At 70.5% G+C, this 24,970-nt stretch carries 24 protein-coding genes and 1 pseudogene; 18 read left to right on the top strand and 7 right to left on the bottom strand.

Features of this window, described 5'->3' with window-relative positions:
- Positions 1-981 (top strand): phosphotriesterase family protein, encoded by a 981-nt coding sequence (locus ACQEV1_RS46670; protein WP_433403878.1) that lies wholly within the window; start codon positions 1-3, stop codon positions 979-981.
- On the opposite strand, the gene ACQEV1_RS46675 is transcribed toward ACQEV1_RS46670, so the two are convergent.
- Positions 971-1,849, bottom strand: a complete 879-nt coding sequence (locus tag ACQEV1_RS46675; protein ID WP_433403881.1) for a LysR family transcriptional regulator — start codon at positions 1,847-1,849, stop codon at positions 971-973. The genes ACQEV1_RS46670 and ACQEV1_RS46675 overlap by 11 nt on opposite strands.
- A gap of 72 nt (positions 1,850-1,921) precedes the next feature.
- On the opposite strand from ACQEV1_RS46675, the gene ACQEV1_RS46680 reads away from it, so the two are divergent.
- The 5 genes and pseudogenes from ACQEV1_RS46680 (at position 1,922) to menC (ending at position 6,888) form a co-directional block, all read left to right on the top strand.
- Positions 1,922-3,178 (top strand): MFS transporter, encoded by a 1,257-nt coding sequence (locus ACQEV1_RS46680; RefSeq protein ID WP_433403884.1) that lies wholly within the window; start codon positions 1,922-1,924, stop codon positions 3,176-3,178.
- Between the two features lie 224 nt (positions 3,179-3,402).
- On the top strand, positions 3,403-4,443 hold the full coding sequence (locus ACQEV1_RS46685) for an MCE family protein (RefSeq protein WP_433403887.1): 1,041 nt from the start codon (positions 3,403-3,405) through the stop codon (positions 4,441-4,443).
- Between the two features lie 199 nt (positions 4,444-4,642).
- A pseudogene (locus ACQEV1_RS46690) lies at positions 4,643-4,936 on the top strand (zinc ribbon domain-containing protein); the annotation flags it as partial.
- Positions 4,937-5,026: 90 nt separating this feature from the next.
- Positions 5,027-5,788, top strand: a complete 762-nt coding sequence (locus ACQEV1_RS46695; RefSeq protein ID WP_285635464.1) for a GNAT family N-acetyltransferase — start codon at positions 5,027-5,029, stop codon at positions 5,786-5,788.
- Positions 5,785-6,888, top strand: coding sequence for an o-succinylbenzoate synthase (menC, locus tag ACQEV1_RS46700; RefSeq protein ID WP_285582961.1), 1,104 nt, complete (start codon positions 5,785-5,787; stop codon positions 6,886-6,888). The genes ACQEV1_RS46695 and menC overlap by 4 nt, the downstream gene beginning before the upstream one ends.
- A 13-nt stretch (positions 6,889-6,901) precedes the next feature.
- On the opposite strand, the gene ACQEV1_RS46705 is transcribed toward menC, so the two are convergent.
- A complete protein-coding gene (locus tag ACQEV1_RS46705) occupies positions 6,902-7,441 on the bottom strand; it encodes a cysteine dioxygenase family protein (RefSeq protein ID WP_285582962.1) in 540 nt (179 codons plus the stop codon).
- Between the two features lie 102 nt (positions 7,442-7,543).
- On the opposite strand from ACQEV1_RS46705, the gene ACQEV1_RS46710 reads away from it, so the two are divergent.
- Positions 7,544-8,431, top strand: coding sequence for a LysR family transcriptional regulator (locus ACQEV1_RS46710; protein WP_285582963.1), 888 nt, complete (start codon positions 7,544-7,546; stop codon positions 8,429-8,431).
- A gap of 10 nt (positions 8,432-8,441) precedes the next feature.
- On the opposite strand, the gene ACQEV1_RS46715 is transcribed toward ACQEV1_RS46710, so the two are convergent.
- On the bottom strand, positions 8,442-9,491 hold the full coding sequence (locus ACQEV1_RS46715; RefSeq protein ID WP_285635470.1) for an aldo/keto reductase: 1,050 nt from the start codon (positions 9,489-9,491) through the stop codon (positions 8,442-8,444).
- An 83-nt stretch (positions 9,492-9,574) separates the two neighbouring features.
- Here ACQEV1_RS46715 and ACQEV1_RS46720 point away from each other — a divergent pair, with 83 nt between their 5' ends.
- The 3 genes from ACQEV1_RS46720 to ACQEV1_RS46730 all read left to right on the top strand — a co-directional run bounded on the left by ACQEV1_RS46720 (position 9,575) and on the right by ACQEV1_RS46730 (position 11,959).
- Positions 9,575-10,174, top strand: coding sequence for a TetR/AcrR family transcriptional regulator C-terminal ligand-binding domain-containing protein (locus ACQEV1_RS46720; protein ID WP_433403892.1), 600 nt, complete (start codon positions 9,575-9,577; stop codon positions 10,172-10,174).
- Positions 10,175-10,649: 475 nt separating this feature from the next.
- A complete protein-coding gene (locus ACQEV1_RS46725) occupies positions 10,650-11,222 on the top strand; it encodes an RNA polymerase sigma factor (protein WP_433403894.1) in 573 nt (190 codons plus the stop codon).
- Positions 11,222-11,959, top strand: coding sequence for a hypothetical protein (locus tag ACQEV1_RS46730; protein ID WP_433403897.1), 738 nt, complete (start codon positions 11,222-11,224; stop codon positions 11,957-11,959). Before ACQEV1_RS46725 ends, ACQEV1_RS46730 begins: the two co-directional genes overlap by 1 nt.
- A 326-nt stretch (positions 11,960-12,285) precedes the next feature.
- On the opposite strand, the gene ACQEV1_RS46735 is transcribed toward ACQEV1_RS46730, so the two are convergent.
- The 3 genes from ACQEV1_RS46735 to ACQEV1_RS46745 all read right to left on the bottom strand — a co-directional run bounded on the left by ACQEV1_RS46735 (position 12,286) and on the right by ACQEV1_RS46745 (position 15,131).
- A complete protein-coding gene (locus ACQEV1_RS46735; RefSeq protein WP_433403900.1) occupies positions 12,286-13,380 on the bottom strand; it encodes a winged helix DNA-binding domain-containing protein in 1,095 nt (364 codons plus the stop codon).
- A 115-nt stretch (positions 13,381-13,495) separates the two neighbouring features.
- Positions 13,496-14,527, bottom strand: a complete 1,032-nt coding sequence (locus tag ACQEV1_RS46740) for an aldo/keto reductase (RefSeq protein ID WP_433403903.1) — start codon at positions 14,525-14,527, stop codon at positions 13,496-13,498.
- Between the two features lie 16 nt (positions 14,528-14,543).
- Entirely contained in the window at positions 14,544-15,131 is a 588-nt protein-coding gene (locus ACQEV1_RS46745) for a DinB family protein (RefSeq protein WP_433403905.1), read from the bottom strand.
- Positions 15,132-15,193: 62 nt separating this feature from the next.
- Here ACQEV1_RS46745 and ACQEV1_RS46750 point away from each other — a divergent pair, with 62 nt between their 5' ends.
- The 3 genes from ACQEV1_RS46750 (at position 15,194) to ACQEV1_RS46760 (ending at position 17,731) form a co-directional block, all read left to right on the top strand.
- Positions 15,194-16,180 carry a helix-turn-helix transcriptional regulator gene (locus ACQEV1_RS46750; protein WP_433403908.1) on the top strand — a complete coding sequence of 329 codons (987 nt, stop codon included), beginning with the start codon at positions 15,194-15,196 and terminating at the stop codon, positions 16,178-16,180.
- Positions 16,181-16,258: 78 nt separating this feature from the next.
- Positions 16,259-17,452 carry a hypothetical protein gene (locus tag ACQEV1_RS46755; RefSeq protein ID WP_433403911.1) on the top strand — a complete coding sequence of 398 codons (1,194 nt, stop codon included), beginning with the start codon at positions 16,259-16,261 and terminating at the stop codon, positions 17,450-17,452.
- A gap of 6 nt (positions 17,453-17,458) precedes the next feature.
- On the top strand, positions 17,459-17,731 hold the full coding sequence (locus ACQEV1_RS46760) for a DUF6406 domain-containing protein (protein WP_285582982.1): 273 nt from the start codon (positions 17,459-17,461) through the stop codon (positions 17,729-17,731).
- A gap of 9 nt (positions 17,732-17,740) precedes the next feature.
- On the opposite strand, the gene ACQEV1_RS46765 is transcribed toward ACQEV1_RS46760, so the two are convergent.
- Positions 17,741-18,553, bottom strand: a complete 813-nt coding sequence (locus ACQEV1_RS46765) for a crotonase/enoyl-CoA hydratase family protein (protein WP_285582984.1) — start codon at positions 18,551-18,553, stop codon at positions 17,741-17,743.
- 134 nt (positions 18,554-18,687) lie between these two features.
- Between ACQEV1_RS46765 and ACQEV1_RS46770 the strand changes: the two genes are divergently transcribed.
- The 5 genes from ACQEV1_RS46770 to ACQEV1_RS46790 are packed head-to-tail and all read left to right on the top strand — an operon-like array spanning position 18,688 to position 24,965.
- Complete coding sequence (locus ACQEV1_RS46770; RefSeq protein ID WP_285635489.1) at positions 18,688-20,229, top strand: acyl-CoA synthetase; 1,542 nt, start codon at positions 18,688-18,690, stop codon at positions 20,227-20,229.
- On the top strand, positions 20,216-21,154 hold the full coding sequence (locus tag ACQEV1_RS46775; RefSeq protein WP_433403914.1) for an OB-fold domain-containing protein: 939 nt from the start codon (positions 20,216-20,218) through the stop codon (positions 21,152-21,154). The genes ACQEV1_RS46770 and ACQEV1_RS46775 overlap by 14 nt, the downstream gene beginning before the upstream one ends.
- The gene (locus ACQEV1_RS46780; RefSeq protein ID WP_433403917.1) at positions 21,151-22,206 is read left to right on the top strand and encodes a thiolase domain-containing protein; all 1,056 of its coding nucleotides are present in this window, start codon (positions 21,151-21,153) and stop codon (positions 22,204-22,206) included. Before ACQEV1_RS46775 ends, ACQEV1_RS46780 begins: the two co-directional genes overlap by 4 nt.
- The gene (locus ACQEV1_RS46785) at positions 22,199-23,356 is read left to right on the top strand and encodes a thiolase domain-containing protein (RefSeq protein WP_285635499.1); all 1,158 of its coding nucleotides are present in this window, start codon (positions 22,199-22,201) and stop codon (positions 23,354-23,356) included. The genes ACQEV1_RS46780 and ACQEV1_RS46785 overlap by 8 nt, the downstream gene beginning before the upstream one ends.
- Before the next feature lie 19 nt (positions 23,357-23,375).
- Entirely contained in the window at positions 23,376-24,965 is a 1,590-nt protein-coding gene (locus ACQEV1_RS46790) for an acyl-CoA synthetase (protein WP_433403919.1), read from the top strand.
- Positions 24,966-24,970: the final 5 nt, after the last annotated feature.

The following is a 24,970-nucleotide window of genomic DNA, read 5'->3' on the forward strand; positions in this document are numbered from 1 at the left end:
ATGCCCACGGTCGAGACCGTCCGCGGAGCCGTCGACGTCGCCGAGCTCGGGCCCACGCTCATGCACGAGCACGTGTTCTTCGTCGGCACGGAGTATCTACAGAACTACGGCTCCGGCTGGTGGGACGAGGAGGAGCGGGTCGCGGACGCGATCGAGCGCCTGCGGTCGGTGGCGGCCCGCGGCGTCCGTACGTTCGTGGACCCGACGGTGTGGGGCGGTGGCCGCTACATCCCCCGCATCCAGCGGATCAACGAGCAGGTCCCGGAGCTGAACATCATCGCCGCGACCGGCTACTACCACTACACCGACGCGCCGATCCAGTTCTCCAACCGCGGGCCCGGCCTGCTCTTCGACGAGACGCCGGACCCGCTCGGCCGGGAGTTCGTCCGCGACATCGCCGAGGGGATCGCCGACACCGGGGTCAGGGCCGCGTTCCTCAAGTGCGCCGTCGAACACCCCGACCCGGCCCCGGGCGTCGAACGCGTCTGCCGCGCCGTGGCGTACGCCCACCGGGAGACCGGCGCGCCGATCACCGTGCACACCAACGCCCACCGGCAGACCGGCCGCTGGTTGGTGGACCTGCTCCGCGCCGAGCACGCCGACCTGACCAAGGTGGTCATCGGGCACAGCGGCGACTCGGGCGACCTGGACTACCTGACGTGGCTGGCCGACTCGGGCGCGCTGCTGGGCATGGACCGGTTCGGCCTCGACGTGTTCCGCACGACACCCGAACGCGTCGAGACGATCACGGCCCTGTGCGAGCGCGGCTACGCCGAGCGGATGGTGCTGAGTCACGACGCGATGTGCTGGATCGACTGGTTCGGCGAGGACTTCACCGGAATGCGGGACCAGTTGATGCCGAACTGGCACTACGAGCACATCCACGACGACGTCCTGCCGGCCCTGCGCGAGGCCGGCGTGAGCGAGAAGGACATCGACACCATGCTGGTCGACAACCCGCGGCGTTACTTCACCCGGTAGCCGGGCGCGCCTGCTCGGAGCGTTCGATGACGAAGCGGCGGAAGTCCTCCACCACCGGCGGACGGGTGCGCCCGTCCACCCACACCAGGCCGATGGTCCGCCGCGCGCCCGGGATCTCGCGTTCCACCACCCCCGCCACCGGGTCGCCCGGCGGCACCAGCGCGACGCCCAGGCCCGCCGCGACCAGGCCGCGCAGAGTCGTCGCCTCCTCGCCCTCGAAGGCGATCTCCGGCCGGATCCCGGCCTCGCGGAACAGGGCATCGGCGATGGAGCGCAGGCCGTACCCGTGCCGCATCGCGATGAACGGCTCCTCCGCCACCTCCGCGAGGCTCACGCGGGGCGTCTCGGCGAGCCGGTGACCGGCGGGCATCGCCAGGCGCAGCCGTTCGACGGTCAGCGGGTGCCAGGCCAGCCCCTCCGGGCGTGGACTGGTGATCGCCATGTCCGCGCGCCCCTGGACGACCTCCGCCTCAAGGTGCTCGGCGCTGCCCTGGGTCAGCCGGAAGCCCACCCTCGGGTGCGCGGACCGGTAGGCGCGGAGGAGTTCCGGGACGAGCGCGGTGCCCTGGGTGTGCAGGAACGCGAGGCCGACCTCGCCGTGCTCGGGGTCGGCGGCCTGGGCGAGCGCCCGCCGGGCCGCCTTCTCGATGTCGACGAGCCGCTCGGCGTGCGCGCGGAAGATCTCGCCGTACGCGTTGAGCCGGAGCGTACGGCCCTCCCGGTCGAACAGCGGGGCGTGCAGTTCGCGTTCGAGCCGGGCCAGCGCGCGGGACAGGCCCGGCTGGGAGATGCGCAGCTCCTCGGCCGCCCGCGTGACGTTGCCGATCTCCGCCACGGCGAGGAACCAGCGAACGGTGACCAGATCCATGCGCACGAAGCATAGCTTTCCGGAAGAAGTTTCATTGGACGCATCAACCCTGAGTGCCGCACCGTGGAGGACGTGCTCTCGTCTCCCGCCCTCCGCCTCGACGAACCCCGCGAACGGCACCGCCGCGGCTCCCCCGGGCTGCGCCGCGTCAACCTGGCGCTCTTCGTCGCCGGGCTGACGACGTTCATGTCGCTGTACTGCACCCAGGCGCTGCTGCCGGCCCTCTCCCAGTCCTTCCGCGTCTCCCCGACCACCTCCAGCCTGCTCGTCTCCCTCACCACCGGCACGCTCGCCCTCGCGGTGATCCCGGTCAGCGCGCTGTCGGAGCGGTTCGGCCGGACGCGGGTCATGCTGGTCTCCTCGGCGATCGCGGCACCGCTGGGCCTGCTGATCCCGCTCTGCCCGTCGTTCCCGGCGCTGGCCGCGGTGCGCGCGGTGCAGGGCGTCGCCCTCGCGGGCGTCCCGGCGGTCGCCATGGCCTACCTGGCGGACGAGGTCCATCCGGAGGCGCTCGGCGGCGCGATGGGCCGCTACATCGCCGGCAACACCGTCGGCGGGCTGGCCGGGCGGCTGCTGCCCGGCTTCGTCACCGATCTGGCCGGCTGGCGCTGGGGCCTGGCCGCGACGGCGGTCGCGGCGACGCTGCTCACCGTGGCGTTCTGGGCCCTGCTGCCGCGCTCGCGCTTCTTCACGCCGTCGCGGCCGGGCCTCGGCGGACTGGCGCGCCACCTGGCCGACCCGGGCATGCGCCGCCTGTACGTGGTGGGGCTCGTCCTGATGGCCATGTTCGTCACCGTCTACAACTACCTGGGGTACCGCCTGATCGCGGCGCCGTTCGACCTGCCGGAGTCGGTGGTCGCGCTGGTGTTCGTCATGTACCTCGCGGGCACGTTCGGCTCGCCCGCCGCGGGTTCGCTCGCCGACCGGATCGGACGGCGGCGGGTGCTGCTCGGCGCGTGCGCGCTCACCGCCTGCGGGCTGCTGCTGACCCTGCCGGACTCGCTGCCGGTGGTGGCCACCGGTCTCCTGATCATGACCACCGGCTTCTTCGCCGGGCACACGGTCGCCAGCGGCTGGGTGGGGCGCCGCGCGGCCGCCGCGAAGGCCCACGCGTCCGCGCTCTACCTGTTCGCCTACTACCTCGGCAGCAGCGTCGGCGGTTCGGCCGGCGGCCTGGCGTACGAGCACGGACACTGGCCGGCGACCGTCGGGTACGGGGTGGCGCTGCTCGCGGTCGCCCTCGTCGCGGCGCTGGGAGTGCGCGTTTCCGCCGGTGGGAGCCGGGCGCGAACGCCGGACACGGTCGCGTCGGAGGCCGGACGAGCGTGATGTCCATCACTTCCCTATGCCAGTAAAGGCTTGCTGACCTGGACGAACGCCGCGCCCTCACTTTCTTTCGCATTTTTCCTGGCTCGCGTCCTTGTCGTGAGAAAATACGCGTCAGTAGGGTTCACGGACGCGATGGTGACCGCGACGGGGCGTGAAGGGCTCACGTCACCGGGCGGGTCCCCGCCGCGTCGCTGGCTCTGAGAATCGACGCGAGGTGCCCCCGCATGCGTCCCTTCCGTGAACGCAACCCGCTGCCGATCGGTATCGCCGGACTGGCGACCGTCGGCGTCCTCGCGGCGCTCGCCTTCAATCTCCAGCACTTCTCCGGGGGAACCACCTACTCCGCCGCGTTCAGCGAGGCCGCCGGGCTCAAGTCGGGCGAAGAGGTGCGCATCGCGGGCGTCAAGGTCGGCAAGGTCGAGAGCGTGGGCCTCGAAGGCGACCACGTGAAGGTGAAGTTCACCAGCGGCCGGTCGTTCGGCACCGACACCCGCGCGCAGATCAAGATCAAGACTCTGCTCGGCTCGCACTACCTGGCGCTGGAGCCGAAGGGTCCCGGACGCCAGTCGCCGGGCCGGGAGATCCCGGTGTCGCGCACCACCGCGCCGTACGAGGTGGTGCCCGCCCTCCAGGACGCCAGCCAACAGCTCGGCAAGATCGACACCAAGCAGCTGGCCCAGTCGTTCGACACGCTGTCACAGACGATGCAGGGGTCCTCGGAGAACGTCCGCGGCACCCTGGCGGGGCTGCAGAAGATCTCGCGTGCGGTCGCCTCCCGCGACGACGAGCTGTCCCAGCTGCTCCAGCACTCCAACAACGTGACCAAGCTGCTCGCCGACCGCAGCGGCGACCTTGCCGCGCTCGTCAGCGACGGCGGCCTGCTGCTCCAGGAGATCAACCAGCGCCGGCAGGTGATCAGCCAGCTCCTGGCCGGCACGGTGACGCTGTCGCAGCAGATCACCGGAACGATCCAGGAGAACCAGGCCACGCTCGGCCCCGCGCTGAAGAACCTCCACCGCACGGTGAACATCCTGACGCGCAACCAGGAGAACCTCGACAAGAGCCTCAAGGCGATGGCGCCGTTCACCGGTGAGGTGGCCGACTTCACCGGCACCGGGCGCTGGTTCGACGTCTACCTGCAGAACCTCATCCCGCTGCCGGCGTCGGTGAAGCTCCCCGGCGCGTCGAGCGGAAAGAGCAGGTCCACGGCCACTCCGCGCCCGTCCAGCCCAGCGGACGGCAACCCGCTGCCCATCATCAAGTGAATCCTCCGAGGAGACTTCGCCGTTCAGTTCAGGGCGGGGACGAATCGGACCCCTGCGGATCAGGGCATGGCTAGCCGGATCGCCGTCACGGCGATCCGGCGTCCAGTGCCGAAGTCCCGAAAATCCGCCGAATACACCGCCAGCGGGTTCCGGTTCCGGGAGGGGACACTCACCCTCGCCAAGATGGCAGAGCCGCTGATTGGAGTACAAAGCGCACTGGTATGGCCGTGAGGTGATCGTGGTCGACCGCTGGTTCCCCTCCTCCAAACTGTGCTCGGCCTGCGGAACCGTGGCCGAGGCGATGCCCCTCAACGCCCGCACCTGGACGTACGACTGCGGCACGACCCACGATCGAGACGTGAACGCGGCGAAGAACATTCTGGCCGCCGGGCGGGCGGTGTCGGCCTGTGGAGCCGCGGTAAGACCTCGGACGGGACTCCTCCCGTCGGGGCTGTCGGCACGGAAGCAGGAAACCCTACGGCGCGAGCCGTAGGAATCCCCCTCGTTCACGTTCACGAGGGGGAGGAAGCCAACAAGTGAGCCCGGTCGTGCGCTCGATCCGCTGACGCGGCACGATCGGGTTATGGACGTACGCGAGCTGACCACGCCCGATGACCTGCGCACGGCCTCAGAGGTGCTCGCCGGGATCTGGCGGCCCACCGACCCGATGCCGTACGAGATGATGCGCGTCCTGCAGCACCTGGGCGGATATATCTCGGGGGTGTTCGAGGGCGGAGCGATGGTCGGAGCCTGCGCGGCCTTCCCGGCGGCCGACGGGAGCCTGCACTCCCACATCACCGGCGTCGCCGCCCGCGGCCGGGGCGCCGGTTTCGCGATCAAACGGCACCAGCGTGAGTGGGCGCTCGCCCACGGGATCCGGACGATCACCTGGACGTTCGATCCGCTGGTCCGGCGCAACGCGTACTTCAACCTGGCGAAGCTGGCGGCGCGGCCGACCGAGTACCTGCCGGACTTCTACGGCGAGATGCCGGACGAGCTGAACGCGGGCGATCCGAGCGACCGCCTGCTGCTCTCCTGGGACCTCGACGCCCCGGAGGTGGCCGCGGCCATGAAGGGCGGGCCGCCGGCCGAGCCGGAGCCCGCCGAGGTCACCGCGCTCACCGACGACGCGGAGGGCCGACCGGTCGAGCGCGACCCGGGCGGCGTGACCCGGATCGCGGTCGGCACACCCGCGGACATCGCCGCGCTGCGCGCCGGCGATCCGCCGCTCGCCCTCGCGTGGCGGCGGGCCCAGCGGACGGCGCTCGCCGGGGCGCTGGACGCCGGATACCACGTGACCGGTTTCGACCGGTCCGGCCACTACCTGCTGGAGGTCTCCCGATGAAGCTTTCCGGCGTCGAGCTGCGGCGGATCCGTCTCCCGCTGGTCTCGCCGTTCCGCACATCCTTCGCGACCGAGACCGAGCGGGAGATCCTGCTAGTACGGGTCGTCGGGACGGAGACCGAGGGCTGGGGCGAGTGCGTGGCCATCACCGAGCCGCTGTACTCCCCCGAGTACGTCGACGGCGCCGAGCAGGTCATCCGCGACTTCCTCCTGCCCCGCCTGCCCGCGGACGTCACCGCCGGGGCGCTCGGTCCGGCGTTCGCGCCGGTCAAGGGGCACGAGATGGCCAAGGCCGCGGTCGAGATGGCGGTGCTGGACGCGGAGCTGCGCGCCGCGGGCATGTCGTACGCGACCTACCTCGGCGGCACGGTCGCCCGGGTGCCCGCCGGGGTGTCGGTCGGGATCATGGACTCGATCCCCGAACTGCTGGACCACGTGGACCGCTACCTGGCCGAGGGGTACGCGCGGATCAAGCTCAAGATCCAGCCGGGCTGGGACGTCGAGCCGGTACGGGCGGTACGCGAGCGGTTCGGCGACATCCTGCTACAGGTGGACGCGAACACCGCGTACACGCGGGCCGACGCGCGGCACCTCGCGGAGCTGGAGCCGTTCGGGCTGCTGCTGATCGAGCAGCCGCTGCCCGAGGACGACCTGCTCGGGCACGCGAAGCTCGCCTCTCTCCTGACCACGCCGATCTGCCTGGACGAGTCGATCGTGTCGGCGCGCGCCGCCGCGGACGCGCTCGCGCTCGGCGCGTGCTCGATCGTCAACGTCAAGGCCGGCCGGGTCGGCGGCTACCTGGAGGCGCGCCGGATCCACGACGTGTCCGCCGCGCACGGCGTGCCCGTCTGGTGCGGCGGCATGCTGGAGACCGGCCTGGGCCGCGCGGCGAACCTGGCGTTCGCCGCGCTGCCCGGATGCACCCTGCCCGGCGACGTCTCCGCCTCCGAGCGCTACTACACGCGGGACATCACCGAGCCGTTCCGGCTGGTGGACGGCCTGATGACCGTACCGTCCGGGCCCGGGCTCGGAGTGGAGCCGATCATGGACTACCTGGACGAGCTGACCGAGTCCAAGCGGTTCATACGCCTCGACGCCTGATCGTTTCGCGCGCTCAGCCGCGTACGGGGAGCTCGTAGACGCGCCGGACGCTGGAGTCGATGCGGGAGATGTCGGTCCCGTAGATGTGGATCGAGATCGCGGTGGTGTCGCCGGAGTTGCGCACCCGGTGGATGTCGCCGGGCGGGGCGAAGCCGCTGACGTCTCCCGGCAGGTTGTCGTTCACGCCGGCGCTGAGCAGGTGGTCGCCCTCGTGGACGTACAGCTCCTCGTGCTCGATGCCCTGGAGCACGCCGAAGACGCACCAGGTCACGTGGTCGTGGATGGGCGTCATCTGGCCGGGGCGCCAGACGAGCCCGACGATGGAGAACGCGCCGTCGGGCGCCGCGTACAGGGTGTGACACTGATACTGGTCGGGGTCGCCGATCCGCTCCTCGGCGGTCAGCACGTCGGGCGTGGGCAGGTGCCGACGCAGCTCGCCGCCGACGATCAGTGCGGTCTCCCGCCAGCCGACGTGCCGGTCCACGGCGCCGCGCACGCCCGTCACGAGGTCCCGCAGTCCGGGCCGTACGTCTCCGCGCACCAGGGTTGCCATTTCGGACACCTCCTTCTTCACCTCATAGTCCCTCCACGGCCAATCATCGGTCCAATGCCAACATCCGGGCCGAACGATAGACATGATTGATATGTTGGCTCTGTGCTGGATGTTTCCCGCCTTCGCGTGCTCGTGGCGATCGCCCGTACGGGGTCGGTGACGGCGGCGGCCAAGGAGCTGCACTACTCCCAGCCGTCGATCAGCCACCACCTCGCCCGGCTGGAGGCCGAGACCGGCGCGCAGCTCGTACGCCGGGCGGGCCGCGGCATCCGGCTGACCGAGGCCGGCCGCACCCTCGCCGAGCGCGGCGCCGAGATCCTGGGCCGCCTGGACGCCGCCGAGGCCGAGCTCTCCGCGCACGTCGGCCTGAGCCAGGGACGGGTACGGCTGGCCGCGTTCCCGTCGGCGCTGGGCACGTTCGTGCCACGGGCGGCGGCGCTGCTGGCCGGCCGCCATCCCGGCCTGCGGCTGAGCCTGAGCGAGGCCGAGCCGCCGGAGGCCGTCCGCATGCTGCGGGCCGGGTACGTCGACGTCGCCGTGATCTTCCGGTACGACCGGGAGGAGGAGGACGACGGCATCACCGCCCGCCGGCTGCTCGACGAGCCGAGCTACCTGGTCACGGCGGAGGAGACCACGCCGGACCTGACGGCCCACGCGGACGCGGAGTGGATCGCCGGCTGCGACCGCTGCCGCACCCACCTGCTCGCCATGTGCGCGCGGGCGGGGTTCACCCCACGCGTGTCGTTCACGACGGACGACTTCGTCGCCGTCCAGGCGATGGTCGCCGCGGGCCTGGGCGTGACGACCCTGCCGGGCCTGCCGCTGCTGGCCGCCCGCAACGACGCGGTGCACACGGCCGTGCTGCCCGGCTCGACCCGCCACGTGCTGGCCGCGACGTACGGCGAGCCGCCCGAGCCCCCGGCCACCGTCGCCCTGCTCGACGCGCTGGCCGAGGCGGGCGCCGCGACCGGCGGGTTCCCCTCCGCCTGACGGGCCGCGCTCAGCGGGTGCCGCCGCCGATGAGCGGAGGGTTCAGGCGGGCGAAGCCCTCCTGACGCTCGTAGGGGAAGTACGGGTACGGAGCGGGCGTCGCGCCGGCCCGGTCGAGGCGGGCGACCTGGTCCGGCGTCAGGGACCAGCCGGTGGCACCGAGGTTCTGGCGCAGCTGGTGCTCGTCGCGGGCGCCGATGAGGACCGACGCCACGGTCGGGCGCCGGAGCAGCCAGTTGATGGCGATCTGCGGGATCGCCCGGCCGGTCTCCTCCGCGATCTCGTCGAGCGCGTCGACGACGTCGTACAGCCGCTCCTCGTCCACGGGCGGCCCGAAGTCGGCCGTACGGTGCAGGCGGCTGCCCTCCGGCAGCGGCCGGCCCCGGCGGACCCGGCCGGTCAGCCGGCCCCAGCCGAGCGGGCTCCACACGACCGCGCCGACGCCCTCCCGCAGCCCGAGCGGCATCAGCTCCCACTCGTAGTCGCGCCCGACCAGCGAGTAGTAGACCTGGTGGGCGACGTACCGGGAACGGCCGTCGCGGTCGGCGACCGCGAGGGACTTCATCAGCTGCCAGCCGGAGAAGTTGGACACGCCCGAATAGCGGATCTTGCCCGCGCGTACGAGGTCGTCCAGCGTGGCGAGCACCTCCTCGATCGGGGTGCCGGCGTCGAAGGCGTGCAGCTGGAACAGGTCGATGTGGTCCGTGCCGAGCCGGCGCAACGCGTCCTCGCAGGCCCTGATCAGCCGGGAGCGCGACGTGCCGGCGTCGTACGGGCCCTCGCCCATCGGCAGGCCGGTCTTGGTGGAGATGATCACCTGGTCGCGGCGGCCCTTGATCGCCGCACCGAGCACCTCCTCCGACGCGCCATCGGAGTAGACGTCCGCGGTGTCGAACATCGTGACGCCCGCGTCGAGGCAGATGTCCACGAGCCGCCGCGCCTCCCGCGCGTCCGTGTCGCCCCAGTTGCCGAACAGCTCACCCCGGCCGCCGAACGTGCCCGCGCCGAAGCTCAGCGCGGGCACCTGAAGCCCGGACGCACCCAGCCGTCGATATTCCATGTCTTCTCCCTTAACGGTTCTCTGGTCCCGTTAACGCTGGACGGTAGCACGGAGGAGGCTCTTAATGGAACTATGGACCCGTTATGGAGGAACCTGGCTCGATCCGCCCCGGCGGCCGTACGGCCCGCGTCCGGGCGGCGGTGCTGCGCGCGGCCGGCGACATCCTGGCCGAGCGCGGCTTCGCCCACCTCGACCTGACCGACGTCGCCCGCCGCGCGGAGGTCGGCAAGACGACCGTCTACCGCCGCTGGGGCACGGTGACCGGCCTGGTCGCCGACCTGCTCACCGACATGGCCGACCAGTCCCTGCCCCGGGCGCGGACGGGTTCGCTGGAAGGCGACCTGCGGGCGAACGCCCGCCTCGTCCAACGGACACTGGCCGACCCACGCCAGGGCAATCTGTTCCGCGCCGTCATCGCGGCGGCCACCTGCGAGCCCCGTACGACCGAGGCCCTGCACCGCTTCTACGACACGCGCGTCCGCGAGTGGGCCCCGTGTGTCGAGGAGGCGATCGACCGGGGCGAACTCCCGGCGGGCACGGACGCCGAGGAGGTCGTCCGGGCGGTCTCCGCCCCGCTGTACTACCGCCTGCTGGCCGCCGGCGGCCCGTTGGACGAGGCCACCGCCGACCAGGCGGCGAACGCCGCCGTGGCGGCCGCCCGAGCGGGCGCCTTCGTCAAGTGACCGTTACACAGCGCCTTGGACGCGGTGGCTCTCACCCTCGGAGAGGAACCCCGCCGGCTCCCGCCCCTCCTCGGCCACGGCGGCGCGGCCGGCGCTGGAGAGGCGGCGCAACGGGGTAACGGCCACGGGTTGCCGCGCTGGGTCCGGCTAAACGGTTTCGGCCGGCGCCACGAGTTAGAGGTATGACCGCGAAACACTGGGGGCACAGTTGGCCGGACTGGATGCCGGGCCTGCTGCCGAACTTGGTCTCCTGGGCCACCGTAGGGGCGGTGGCGATGATGCTGCTGGCCGGGATCGGTGCCCGGTGCTTGGCTGAGTGGCAGCGCCGGAGGACCTTGATCGCTTTGGTCCAGCATGCGCCTGGCGGGACGGTCGTTGTGCAGGAACGGGGCGTGGGGGGACCTGCGATGTGGGTGCAGATCGGACACGGTCCACGGCAGATCTCGCCGCCCTATGTCCATCGGCTCGGCGACTGATGGGAAGACGGGTTCCGGAAGATCACGCCGCCGAGGTAGAGCAACTGTTCCGGAATGTGGCCGCAATAGTGTTTCGTTTCTCGGTGTCCATCACAAACGGTGACGAAGAAAGAGCCAAAGACCTCGTTCAGGAGGCATTTCAGGCGATCGCGCTTACGTGGGCCACGGCACGTAACTGGAGTGTGGAGAAAAAGACAGCGTGGCTTTGCCGAGCGGTGATCAACAAGCGGATAGACGACTTCCGAAAAACAAGGCGCCTGGACTTGGCCGCGAACATGCCGGATGATCAGTACTCACCGAGCGCCGAGAGCACCGTTCTGTCGAAGCTTGTAATAGATCACTGCATGGAGGTGATCAAGAAGATGCCCCCTATGCAGCAAAAAGCCGCATATTTTAAGTGGAATAGAGAGTGGAAGACGAAAGAGATCGCCACCGAGCTTGGAATCTCCCAGTCCACCGTGCGAGTACATCTGAAAAACGCCCGCGACAAGTTAAATAAGGAGGTCGGCAAAGAGATCATCTTTGTCGACGAGCCGGACGACGAAGACGAGTATCGGGAAGGGGGAGCGTGATGAACAGCGAGCACCACGATGCCGGCAAGGCAGCCAAAAGGGTGCCCATGTCAGCCCTCTACCGGCAATTGGACGATCACTTCTCCGAGACCGCAACACCCTATGACGTCGACGTCGAACTCGGCCGGCTTGGAAGTTGGATGGAGGGAGAGGACCCGGGCACTCCGCAGTCCAGCCAGCAGAAAGCACGACGGGAAGAATTCGCGCCGTCCACCGAGCAACTCGATGAGGCCGAAGCCCCCTCAGAGGAAGTCGGCGTTTCGATGGTTTTTGTGTCGAAGCTGCACCGATCGGCCCGGAAATGCCTCTCGCGGCATCGTACGATAACAAGCGCACTGCTGACGGCCGGGATATTCATCAGTTTCCTAACTGTCCATCAAATCCCGCCGATGATCCTACTCGTGTCCGCTTCAGCCGCGATGCTCGTCGCAGCCGTAGCCGACCTTCAGGCCAATATAGAATCACGTCGCCTCAAGGAAATCGCAGAAATCGCAGAAGCAGCACAGAGAGTCCTCCTCGGAGGCCCAGGAAAAAAGTCCGGGGCTCTCTCCAGAGAACCAGAAGCAGATGCTCTCCTCACAGAATACCTAGCAACATTAACATCAGTGAACTTGAAATACAGTCAGATCCTAAGTTCCATCGATCACGCCAACGCTCCCCATGGTCCAGAAGAAGAGAAGCATTCGGCATCTGGAGATGTCATCGATCACACTCAACAAGAGAATAGTGCACTCTGAGATAATTACGAACCCTGATAGTCAGCGCACTCGGCCGTCTTGGCCTTCAGCTTCTTGCGCACTTCCTTCAGCTCGCTCGGGCACAGCGGGCAGATGCTCGGCCCCTCCCGGTGGGATCAGATCCGCAAGGACGCCTGGCGACGGATGAAGGAATCATCTGGCGGTGCCGATGCTGTCCGCCGAACCGTGGCGGTTCCCCGAGGATCAGCTCCGAGACCTTCTGCCCTTCTCGGCCAGAGAGCGTGACCGCAGTAGTGGTCCGGTCACCGAGAGAAGGGGCGAACTCCCAGCAGGCGGCCCGAGCGGGCGCCTTCGTCAGGTAGCCGTTACACGGCGACTCGCACGCGGTGGCTCTCACCGTCGGAGAGGAACCCCGCCAGCTCCCGCCCCTCCACGGTCACGGCGGCGCGGTCGGCGCCGGAAAGGCGGCGCAACGGGGTGACGGCCACGGTCCCGGCGTCGACGCGCCAGGTCGCGGCGACCCGGCCGTCGACCAGTACGACGCGCTCGCCGGCGACCGAGAGGCCGCGGTAGGCGTCGTCGATGATCCGGCCGCGGTCGTGGTACCCGAGGATCGCGTTGTCGAACGCCGGCAGGAACCGCACCGGGGCGGGCGTGCCGGCGTCCGGACGTGGCGCGTCCGGCAGGTCGAACAGCTCACGGCCGCGAGCGTCGCGGAACGTGACCAGCTCCTCGCGTAGCGCGGTCACCGCGGCCGGCAGTCCGGCCAGGCCGCACCAAGCGCGCAGGTCGGCCGAGGTCGCCGGGCCGAACGCGGCCAGGTAGCGCCGTACCAGCGCCTGGCCGACCGGGTCGGATCCGTCCGGGGCCGGCGGGTCGATCTCGCGCCCCAGCCAGGACGAGAGCAGGACGTTCCGCACTCCCGCCCTGGTGCGCCACAGCCCGCGCGGCGGCGCCTGCGCCACCGGGACGAGGGCGGCGACCAGCGTTTCGCCCAGGGCCCGCGGCGCCGGCGCCGGCCAGCGCCCGGCGAGCTCCCGTACGAGCTCGGCCATCGAGCGGGGCTCGCCGTCGGCCATCACCGCCCGGCCCGCCGCCGCGAGCTCGTCGAGGTCGACCCCGTCGAGCTCGCGGCGATGGTTCCCGAGCACCCGTTGCCGCAGCATGGCGTCGTGGCGGGCGCGCCAGGCCAGGGCGTCCTCGGAGGTGACGAGGTGGACGGTGCGGCGCATGAGGTGGGTCCGCACCAGCCTCCGCCGGATCAGCAGGTCCGAGAGGACCACCGGGTCGAACGCGCGCAGCCGCGACCAGAGCCCGGCGAACGGTTCCTGCGGCTCCTGCGCCTGCAGTCCCCCGAGACGCGCGACGGCGTCGAGAACCGGCACGTCGGCGCGGTCGAGCAGCAACTGCCGGGCGAGCGTCGCCCGCCCCAGCGTCCGTGCATCGAGAATCCGGGTCACGGCTCCTCCTCCGCCGGGGGCGTGTCCTCGGTTCCCGGGCTTCGCCCGGTCACGGGCCCACCCCCACCGACGGAAGCCACCAGACCACGCCCTCCGGCTCCCTCGCTCCGCTCGGTCACGTCGCGGCGCGGTCGGTGGGCGGTCGCCGGCGTAGTGCGGGGCGTTCGATGGCCGGCGGTGTGTAGGACACGTCGATCGGGCCGACGTCGGTGCCGGATGGCACGATCTGGTCGATCCGGTCGAGGACCTCATCGTCGAGGGTGGTCGCGGCGCCGGCCAGGAGATCCTCGAGGTGTTCCATGGTGCGGGGCCCGATGATGGCCGACGAGACACCGGGGTGGGTGATGGCGAACGCCATCGCCAGGTGGGTCAGCGACAGACCCGCTTCCTCGGCCAGCGGGATGAGCCGCTCGACGGCGTCGAGCTTGCGCTCGTCGGTGAGGTGCCGGGGCACCCAGTTCATCCGGGCGTTCCGCGGGTTCGTCCGGCCCTTGCGGTAGCGGCCGGTGAGCAGGCCCATCGCCAACGGGCTCCACACCAGCGTGCCCATGCCGTAGCGCTGGCAGGTGGGCAGGACCTCACGCTCGATGCCCCGGTTGAGGATCGAGTACGTGGGCTGCTCGGTGCGGAAGCGCTGCAGTCCGCGCCGGTCGGCGACCCACTGCGCCTCGACGATCTCCGCGGCCGGCGCGTTCGAGGATCCGATGGCGCGTACCTTGCCGCTGCGCACGAGGTCGGTCAGGGCGGAGAGGGTCTCCTCGATGTCGGTCCGCGGGTCGGGGTGGTGGATCTGGTAGAGGTCGATGTGGTCGGTCCGCAGGCGCCGCAGCGAGTGCTCGACGGCGGTGACGATCCAGCGCCGTGAGCTGCCACCGCGGTTGGGGTCCTCGCCCATCGGGCCGTTGACCTTGGTGGCCAGCACGACGTCGTCGCGCCGTCCCTTCAGGGCCTCGCCCACGATCTCTTCGGACTCGCTGTAGGAGTACACGTCGGCGGTGTCGATGAAGTTGATCCCCGAGTCCAGTGCCCGGTGGATGATGCGGACGCAGGCGTCGCGGTCGGTGTTGCCGGACCGCCCGAACATCATGGTGCCCAGGCAGTAGGGACTGACCTGGATGCCGGTCCGTCCCAGCGCGCGTGTTTTCACGGTGACGTCCTTCCGGTCAGCTGGACTTCTGCCCGTCGAGCGTTTCGCGCAGGATGTCCGCATGTCCGGCGTGCTGGGCGGTCTCCGCGATGATGTGCATGAGCGTCCGGCGTACGCTCTGTGCCGCTCCGGACTCGTGCCAGGGGGCCTCCGGCAGCGGGTGCGCCGCCGACAGGTCGGGGACGGTGGCGATGACCTCCTCGGTCCTGGCGGCGACCTGCTCGTAACGCTCGAGGATCCCGGCCAGCGTCTCGCCGGGCAGCATCCGGAACTCGTTCTGGTGGTCGATCATCCATTGCGGGAACTCGCGTGCCGTACCGGCTGCGATGTCGGCCCAGGTGACACCTGAGGGCAGGTCGTAGCGCATCGCCGACGGGCCCTCCAGCACGAAGCGTGTCCAGGCCTCCTCGGTGGACGCGACGTGTTTGATCAGGCCGCCCAGGCACAGCGCGCTGACCGTCGGGCGCTCGCCGGCCTGCTCGTCATCGAGCCCACGCGTCGTGTTGATCAGCGCGGCCCGCGCGGTCGCGAGCTGGGCGAGCAGGTCGGTGCGTTCGGCGTCCATGATGATCGATTCCTTCTGGTCGTTGTCGTTGTCCGGCACGAGAGGACGATCGCAGGGGAAGAGGACAGGGTGTGGCCGCTACTCGCGGCAATATCGGAGACATGCCGAAGACCTCAGCCCGCCTGCTGTCACTGCTCTCGTTGCTCCAGGCGCGCCGCGACTGGCCGGGGGCGCTGCTGGCCGAACGGCTGGAGGTCAGCCCGCGTACCGTGCGCCGCGACGTCGACCGCCTGCGCGAACTCGGCTATCCGATCGTGGCCGCGAAAGGCCCCGACGGTGGGTACCGGCTCGGCGCCGGCACGGATCTGCCCCCGTTGCTGTTCGACGACGAGCAGGCCGTCGCGCTCGCCGTCGCGCTGCAGGTCGCCACCACGAGCGGCGCGGGAATCGAGGAGGCCGCGGCGCGCGCGCTGACCACCGTCCGGCAGGTCATGCCCGCACGGCTACGCCGGCGGATCGACACCCTCAGGGTCACCGCCGTCGAGCGGCCCGCGGCCCGTCCGCAGGTCGGCAGCGGGGTTCTCATGGCGCTCAGCGCCGCCGTCCACGCGTGCGAGGTGCTGCGCTTCGACTACGCCCCCGCGTTCCCGGCGGGCGAGGACGACGCCGACGGTCCCCCGCGCCGGGTGCAGCCCCACCATGTCGTCACCTGGGGCGGACGCTGGTACCTCGTCGCCTGGGACCTGGACCGCGACGACTGGCGCACCTTCCGCGCCGACCGGATCACCCCGCGCACTCCCACCGGCCCTCGCTTCACTCCACGCGAACTGCCCGGAGGAGAGGTGGCCGCCTTCGTGGCCGGAAGATTCCAGGGCTCCCACGACTCCGGCGGCTCGCCCTGCCGCGGCGAGGTGATCCTCGGCCTCCCCGCGGCGGACGTGTCCCCCTACGTCCGCGACGGAGTCGTGGAGGAACTCGGTCCGGACCACTGCCGGCTCATCCTGGGCTCGTGGTCCTGGCCGGGCCTGGCCGCCGCCATCGGCAGATTCGACGCCGACATCGAGGTCGTCGGACCACCCGAACTCAAGGACGCCTTCGCCCGCCTGGCCCACCGGTACGCCGCCGCGGCCGAACTCCCGCACCCGTGAAGGTCCCCGGCCGGGTGACGACCCGGGGCCGGTGCACTTACGTTGGTGTCCCGCTCCATTCGTACCCCCGGGGGAGAAATGGCGGCGACAGACGGCACCACCGACGCCGAGCAGGTCGAAAACGGCAAAGCAGCCGATCGCCCACCGCCCCCACCAGATCACCCCGGCCAAGAACCAGAAGGCGTCCCCTCCCGGCGGGAGACCCGCAGAGCCCTGGCCGCCGCAGAGGGCGTGAGCCGAGAAAACGACCGGCCGGCCCCAGGAGGCCCGCCGGACGCCCGGGCTGAAGATCGGCCCCTGGAACGAACCGACGAGCCGTACGAGGTCAAGCCTCCGGAGATCGTCCGTGACTACTACCCGGAGATACCGCCCACCGCGCAGGACCGCTATTTCGTCCGCGACCAGTTGAACCCGGTGCCGCTGTTCGACGGCGACCCGTCACGCGACCAAGTCATCCAAGGCCAGGTCGGCGATTGCGGCGTCGTCGCCACCATCGGTGCGGTGGCCGCGCACCGGCCTGAGGCGATCAGAAACGCCATTGAGCAGATCGGTGAAGGTACGTACGAGATCACTCTGCATGAGATAGCCGAAGCCACTCCCGGCGATCCCGTCGCCCGGCCCGCCGGGCGAACGAGAACCTTTCTGGTGAACGACGAACTCCCCGTCAGGACCGACCGCTCCACTCGGCCGCCTGCCGGAATCGACGTGGAGTCATGCGGATGGCCCGCATTGATGGAGAAGGTGATCGCCGCGGAGGATCAGACCTGGGACCCGCCGAAGAAAGACGACTGGGATCAGGCGTGGACCGGATGGCACAAGCTCTCGGTCGATCGGGACCGGGCTGAGGCCGGACTGGGCCCGGCCCCCGACGAGGCACCGACGGGGTACAACCGTCTCGACATCGGCTCGACCGCTTACGAACGCGCCGACCTTCTCACCAGGCTGACCGGCGAAGAAGCCGAAGTACGCCCGATCCCCGGCGAACGGCAGGGCGAAGACGCGCTGCTGGGAGCCTTCGGAAACCAGTTGGACGCGGGCAAACCCGTGCTCGTCGGTACGCGAAACCGACGCGCGGCCACGGAGCGACTGCCGGATGGGATCATCGCCGGCCACGCGTACGAAGTGACGAAAGTGGAGAACGGCAGGATCCATGTGCGCAATCCTTGGGGCTCTGATCACCCGGAGCCGATGACTCCGGAGACCTTCTGGGAGTACTACCGTGGATACAACCCCGACGGCACTCGCGATGGCAACTACACGACACTGAAATGAGCGATGATGACCGATCATCTGCCTGACACGATCGAACTTCGCGAAACCGTTCCAGACCGGCTCGGGCGTGGAGTTGTCATTGGCGGGGACACCTATGTTGACGATGAGGGCCGGCTGGAGATCCGTCTCGCCATCAAGGATGATGCCGGAGAACGCAGCATCCGGCGGCACGAAGGGGATGTCTTCGAATTCGCCGGTGCGGACTGGCGCGTAGCGAGGATTTCCGGGCCGGCCATGGGCGGCCGGTCGCATATCGCGACCCTTTCCAGGGTCGAATAGCCCTCGCGTTCACCGGCCTTTGAAGTCGGGTGGGCGTTTCTCGCGGAAGGCGCGGGTTCCCTCCTTGGCGTCCTCCGAGGCGAAGACCGGCCAGCCGATCTCGTCGGAGATCTTCAGGGCCGCGTCCTCGTCGAGGCCCTCCGTGCGGCGGTGGGTGCGCAGGATCGCCTGGACCGACAGGGGGCCGCAGGCGGCGATCTGGTCCGCGACCTCCCGCGCCACCCGCAGTGCCTCCCCGGCCGGCACCACGCGGGTGATCAGGCCCATCCTCAAGGCCTCCTCCGGGGTCACCGAGCGGCCCGTCAGCAGGATGTCCATCGCCCACGTGTACGGGATCTGCCTCGGCAGCCGCACCGCCGAGCCGCCCATCGGGAACAGGCCGCGTCTCGCCTCGTACAACCCCAGCGTCGCGCCCTCGGCGACCACGCGGATGTCCGTGCCCAGCAGGAGTTCGGTGCCGCCGGCCACCGCGTGGCCCTCGATCGCGCTGATCAACGGCTTGCCCGGCCGGGTGTCGCGCAGCAGGCCCTTCCAGTGGAAGTCGGTCAGCTCCGCCGCCCGCCGGCGGACCCGTTCGTCCGCAGGGGGCTCTCCCATCGCCTTCAGGTCGGCGCCCGCGCAGAACTGGCCGTCCGCGCCGGTCAGGATGCCGACGCGTACCTCGTCGGTGGCGTCGATGTAGGCCCAGGCGTCGGCCATGCCCACGAGCATCTCGGTACTGAGCGCGTTGCGCGCCTCGGGGCGGCGCATCGTCACCGTGACCACGTGCCCATCGCGTTCGACGGTGCAGTGTGCGGTGCTGATCGGCAGCAGCTCGGCCATGCCCGTCTCCTTCGCCGCCCGGCAAACAAGAACGGATTCTAGTATTAGGCATGCGCATCGAACAGGCCTTGCTCACCAAAACGAGAACGTGATCTACTGCGGTTCCAGGCACCTCCACGCGTGGGAGGGATTCGATGGGTTCGCTGGGCTTTTGGCGGCTGGCCGCGAACGATCCCGGCTGGGTCGCGGCGGTCGATCCGGACGGCACCACGTACACGGCCGGAGAGCTCCTCGCGCGCGCCAACCGCCTCGTCCACGGCCTGCGCGGCCTCGGCCTGAGAGACGGCGACGGCATTTGCGGTCTGGTGCCCAACGGCGTCGACGGTCTCGTCCTCTACCTCGCCGCGCTCCAGGCCGGCTGGTACTACACCCCGATCAACTGGCATCTCACCGGGCCCGAGATCGAGTACATCGTCGCCGACAGCGAGGCCAAGGCCTTCTTCGTGCACACGCGCTACGCCGCCCAGGGCGTATCCGGCGCGGCCGGGATCGAGAGCCGGTTCGCGATCGCGGGTGAGCTGCCGGGGTTCCGGCCGCTGGACGACCTGGTCGACGGACGGCCCGACACGCCGCCGGACCGGCGTACGGCCGGCGCGACCATGCACTACACCTCCGGCACCACCGGACGGCCGAAGGGCGTACGCCGGGCGCTGTCCGGCATCGACCCCGACGACGCGGCCGAGCTGATGACGTTCCTGCTGACGTTCTTCGGCTTCACTCCGGGCCCGCCCAACGCGCACCTGGTGACCTCGCCGAACTACCACACGGCGGTGACCCAGTTCGGCGGCTCGGCGCTGCACATGGGCCACACGCTCGTCTACATGGACCAGTGGGACGCCGAGGAGACCCTCCGGCTCATCGAGCGGTACGGGATCACCAGCACCCACATGGTGCCGACCCACTTCAAGCGGCTCCTGTCCCTCCCCCGCGACGTGCGGGAGCGCTACGACGTCTCCTCGATGCGGTGGGCGATCCACGCCGCCGCGCCCTGTCCCGTACCGATCAAGCAGGCGATGCTCGACTGGTGGGGCGACTGCGTCTGGGAGTACTACGCGGCCACCGAGGGCGGCGGCACCATCGCGAGCCCGCAGGACTGGCGGGAGCATCCGGGCACCGTCGGCAAGGCGTGGCCGATCAGCGAACTGCTGATCGTGGACGACGACGGCGCCGAGGTGCCCACCGGGACGCCCGGGACGATTTACATGAAGATGGCCGGGATCGAGTTCGAGTACAAGGGCGACGAGGAGAAGACGCGGGCGAGCCGGCTCAAGGACCACTTCACCGTCGGCGACATCGGCCATCTCACCGAGGACGGTTTCCTGTTCCTGTCCGACCGCAAGGCCGACTTGATCATCTCCGGCGGGGCGAACATCTACCCGGCCGAGATCGAGAACGAGATCATGGTCCACCCCAAGGTCGCCGACGTCGCGGTCTTCGGCATCCCCGATGAGGACTGGGGCGAGCAGATCAAGGCCGTGGTCGAGCCGGCCGCCGGCGTACCGCCCGGCCCGGCGCTGGCCGAGGAGATCCTCGCCTCGCTCGAAGGACGGCTGGCCCGGATGAAGTGGCCCAGATCGTTCGACTTCGTCGAGCACATGCCACGCGAACCCAACGGCAAACTCCTCAAGCGCCGCCTGCGCGATCCGTACTGGAAGGATCGGGATGCCCCAATTTGACTCGCTGACCGCGGATCACGCGCTCGAATTCCCCGGTGGCTACACGCGCTCGGTCGGGCCGGTCATCGGGCGGTTCCTGACCGAGTTGCGCGACGGGCGGCTCGTCGGGGTCCGTACGGCCGGCGGCCGGGTGCTGTTCCCGCCCGTGGAGTACGACACCGACGGCACTCCGGTCACCGGGGAGTTCGTCGAGGTCGGGCCCGAGTGCACGGTCGGGGCGTACGCCTGGGTGCCGCGTCCGCGCCCCGGTCATCCCCTCGACCGGCCGTTCGCGTGGGCGCTGATCACCCCGGACGGCGCGGACACCGCGATGCTGCACGTGCTGGACCTCGGCGTCTTCGAGGCCGGGGCGAAGCCGCCGAAGACGCTGCGCGCCGGGCTGCGCGTGCGCCCGAAGTGGCGGGCGGAGCGTACCGGCACGGTCGGCGACATCGAGTCCTTCCGCCCCGACGTGACGATGATCAACGCTCCGGTCCGCGCGGACTACCGGCTGAGCGCGGGGCGGGCGCTGAGCCGGTTCCTCGGCGGCGTCGCCGAGGGCCGCCTGCTGGGCCACCGCTGCGGGGTCTGCGGCAAGGTCTACGTGCCGATGAAGGGAATGTGCCCGGTCGACGGCGTACCGACCACCGAGGAGGTGGAGGTGCCCGACACCGGCACGGTCACGACGTTCGCGGTCAACAACATCCCCGACCCGCGCGCTCCCGACGTGCCGTTCGTGTCGGCGTACGTCCTCCTCGACGGCTCCGACATCGCGATGGTCGCACTGGTGGCGGGCCTACCGGCCGATGAGGTGCGGATGGGCATGCGGGTACGCGCCGCGTGGCGCCCGCGCGAGGAGTGGGGCCAGACGATGGCGAACATCAAGTGGTTCGAACCCACCGGCGAACCCGACGTCCCGTTCGACGACATCAAGGACCATCTATGAGGGACATCGCGGTGGTGGCGTTCGCGCAGACCGAGCACCAGGGCGAGGACTCCGGGCTGTCGGAGGTCGAGCTGCTCGCCCCGGTCATCACCGAGGTGAAGCAGAGCACCGGCCTGAGCCGGTTCGGCTTCACCTGTTCCGGGTCGCTCGACTACCTCGCAGGGGCGCCGTTCTCGTTCGTCTCGGCGCTCGACGCGGTCGGCGCGTGGCCGCCGATCTCCGAGAGCCACGTCGAGATGGACGCCGCCTGGGCCCTGTACGAGGCATGGGTGCGGCTGCGGCACGGCGACGTCGACACCGCGCTCCTGTACGGGTTCGGCAAGTGTTCGCAGGTCGTACGCGAGGACGGCGAATCGGGCCTGCCGGAGCTCATGACGCTCCAGCTCGACCCGTACTACCTGGCGCCGCTCGGCCCCGACCAGACCTCCCTGGCCGCACTCCAGGCGCGGGCGTACCTCGACGCCGGGCACAAGGAGGACGACCTGCGCGCCGTCGCCGTGCGCTCGCGCGCCGCCGGGCGCGCCAACCCGTACGCGCTCGACCTGGCCGAGCCGGGTGAGGAGGAGTACGAGGTCGCGCCGCTGCGTCCGTCGGACTGCCCGCCGGTGACCGACGGCGCGGCCGTGATCGTGCTGGCCGCCGGCGACCGGGCCCGCGAGCTGTGCGAACGGCCCGCCTGGATCCGCGGGATCGACCACCGTACGGACGCGCACGCGTTCGGCGCCCGCGACCTGGCCCGGTCGGAGTCGGCCGCGCGCGCCGGGGAGAGGGCGGGCGCCCGTGACGTGGAGGTGGCCGAGTTGCACGCGCGGTTCAGCCACGAGGAGCTGATCCTGCGCGACGCGCTCGGCCTCGGCGACGACGTGCGCGTCAACCCGTCCGGCGGGCCGCTGGCCGCCGACCCGGTCATGGCGACGGGCCTGATCCGGATCGGCGAGGCGGCGAACCGGATCCGGAGCGGTGAGGCGGGCCGGGTCCTGGCCCACGCGTCGCACGGACCCTGCCTGCAGTCGAACCTCGTGTGCGTGATGGAGGCGCAGAACCATGGGTGAGGCGTGCGCCGTGATCGGCGTCGGGCAGACCCACTATCGGTCGCGGCGCAATGACGTCTCGATGGCCGGGCTCGTACGGGAGGCGGCGCTGCGGGCCCTGGAGGACGCCGGGCTGACGTTCGGCGACATCGACGCCGTCGTGGTCGGCAAGGCGCCCGACCTGTTCGAGGGCGTGATGATGCCCGAGTCCTACCTCGCGGACGCCCTCGGGGCCCGGGGCAAGCCGATGATGCGCGTGCACACGGCGGGCTCGGTCGGCGGGTCCACCGCGCTGGTCGCGGCCGGGCTGGTCCAGGGCGGGGTGCACGACCGGGTGCTCGTCGTCGCGTGGGAGAAGCAGTCGGAGTCGAACGCCACCTGGGCGCTGTCGACGCATCCACCGCTGACGCCGTCGATCGTCGTGGGCGCCGGCGGCTACTTCGCACCGCACATCCGCGCGTACATGCGGCGCACCGGCGCGCCCGCCCACATCGGCACGCTCGTCGCGGTCAAGGACCGGCAGAACGCGCTGAAGAACCCGTACGCCCATCTGCGCATCCCCGGCATCTCACGTGAGATGGTCGAGTCGACGCCGATGCTGTGGGAGCCGATCCGCTACCTGGAGACGTGCCCGTCCAGCGACGGAGCCGCCGCGATGGTGCTGGCCTCCGCGGACGCGGCGCGCCGCGCGCCGAACCCGCCCGCGTGGGTGCACGGCGGGGCGATGCGCTCCGAGCCGATCTTCTTCGCCGGGCGCGACACGGTGAGCCCGCGGGCCGGACGGGACTGCGCGGCCGACGTGTACGCCCAGGCGGGCATCACCGACCCGCGCTACGAGCTCGACTGCGCCGAGGTGTACGTCCCGTTCTCCTGGTACGAGCCGATGTGGCTGGAGAACCTCGGCTTCTGCGGCGCGGGCGAGGGCTGGAAGCTGACGGAGGCCGGCGCGACCGCGCTCGACGGCGACATCCCCTGGAACCCCTCCGGCGGCGTGCTGTCCTCCAACCCGATCGGCGCGTCGGGGCTGATCCGTTTCGCCGAGGCGGCGCAGCAGGTGCGCGGGCTCGCCGGCGAGCACCAGGTGGACGGCGCGCGACGGGCGCTCGGCCACGCGTACGGCGGCGGCGCGCAGTTCTACGCGATGTGGGTGGTCGGTTCGGACCGGCCCTGAGCGACCGGCGGAGGACGCGATGGAGTTCAACCACGCCGACCTGTTCGAGGGACTCGCGGACGCGATCGGGGACCGTACGGCTCTGGTCGCCGTAGGTCGGCCGGACGCCGCGGACGGCGTCGTCCGCCTGACCTACGGCGAGCTGGACGCGCACGCCAACCGGCTGGCCCACCATCTGGCGGAGGCGGGCGTCGGCCCCGCCGACCACGTCGGCGTGCACCTGTACAACGGGCTGGAGTACGTCGCGACCGTGCTGGCGGCCCTGAAGATCCGCGCCGTGCCGGTCAACGTCAACTACCGGTACGTCGAGGCGGAGCTGGCGTACCTGTACCGGGACGCGTCGCTGGTGTCGCTGGTCTACGACACGGTGTTCGAGGACCGGGTGACCGCCGCGGCGCGGGAGGCACCGACCCTGCGGCACCGGGTGGTCTGCGGCGGGTCGTCGCCGTCGGCGGTCCGGTACGCGGACGCGCTGTCCTCGTCGTCCGCCGCGCGCGGCTTTGCGGCGCGTAGCGGCGACGATCTCTACATCATCTACACCGGCGGCACGACGGGAATGCCGAAGGGCGTGATGTGGCGGTCCGAGGACCTGTTCATGGCGTTCGGCGGCGGCAACCCGTACGGGGAGCCCCGCGCGACGCCGCAGGAGGTGATCGACGCCGCGCGCGCCTCGGGCGGCGTGACCATGATGACGACCGCGCCGCTCATGCACGGCGCGGCCCAGATGACGACGTTCCTGACCTGGTGGATGGGCGGGACGATGGTCTTCAACCGCCGGTTCACCGCCGCGGAGACGCTGCGGACCGTCGAGCGGGAGAGGGTCGTCACGGTCGGCATCACCGGCGACGCGATGGCCCGGCCGCTCGCCGAGGAGATCGCCACGGGTGAGTACGACCTGTCCTCGCTGGCGGCCATCAGCTCGACCGGCGCGATCCTGTCCGGCGCCGTACGGGAACGGCTGCAGACCCTGCTGCCCAACGTGATGATCATCGACAGTTTCGGCTCGTCGGAGTCGGGCTACACGGCCTCGGGGGTGGAGGGCTCCACGCCCGAGTCGGGCCTGCGATACCGGCCGAACAACGCGCATATTCAGGTGCTGGACGAGAGCCTGCGCCCGGTCGCGCCCGGCTCGGGCGTCATCGGACAGGTCGCCAAGAGCGGCCCGATCGCCCTGGGGTACTGGAACGACCCGGAGAAGACGGCACGGACGTTCGTGGAGGTCGACGGCACGCGCTGGCTGCTGACCGGCGACATCGCCACGGTCGAGGCCGACGGGACGATCTCGATCTTCGGACGGGGGTCGCAGTGCGTCAACACGGGCGGGGAGAAGGTCTTCCCCGAAGAGGTCGAGGCGGTGCTGAAGGGCCACCCGTCGGTCTTCGACGCGGTCGTCACCGGGATACCGGACGACCGCTTCGGCGAACGCGTCGCCGCCGTGGTCCAGCCGTACGACGAGGCGCCCGCGACGGCGGACCTGGACGCCCACTGCCGTGCCCGGCTGTCGGGCTACAAGGTCCCCCGCACGTACGCTTTCGTGGAGCGGATCGAACGCTCCCCCGCGGGCAAGGCCGACTACCGCTGGGCCCGTAAGGTCGCCGAAGAGGCGTGACACCG

Source organism: Actinoallomurus sp. CA-142502 (genome assembly GCF_050936355.1).
GTDB classification, from domain to species: Bacteria; Actinomycetota; Actinomycetes; order Streptosporangiales; family Streptosporangiaceae; genus Actinoallomurus; species Actinoallomurus iriomotensis.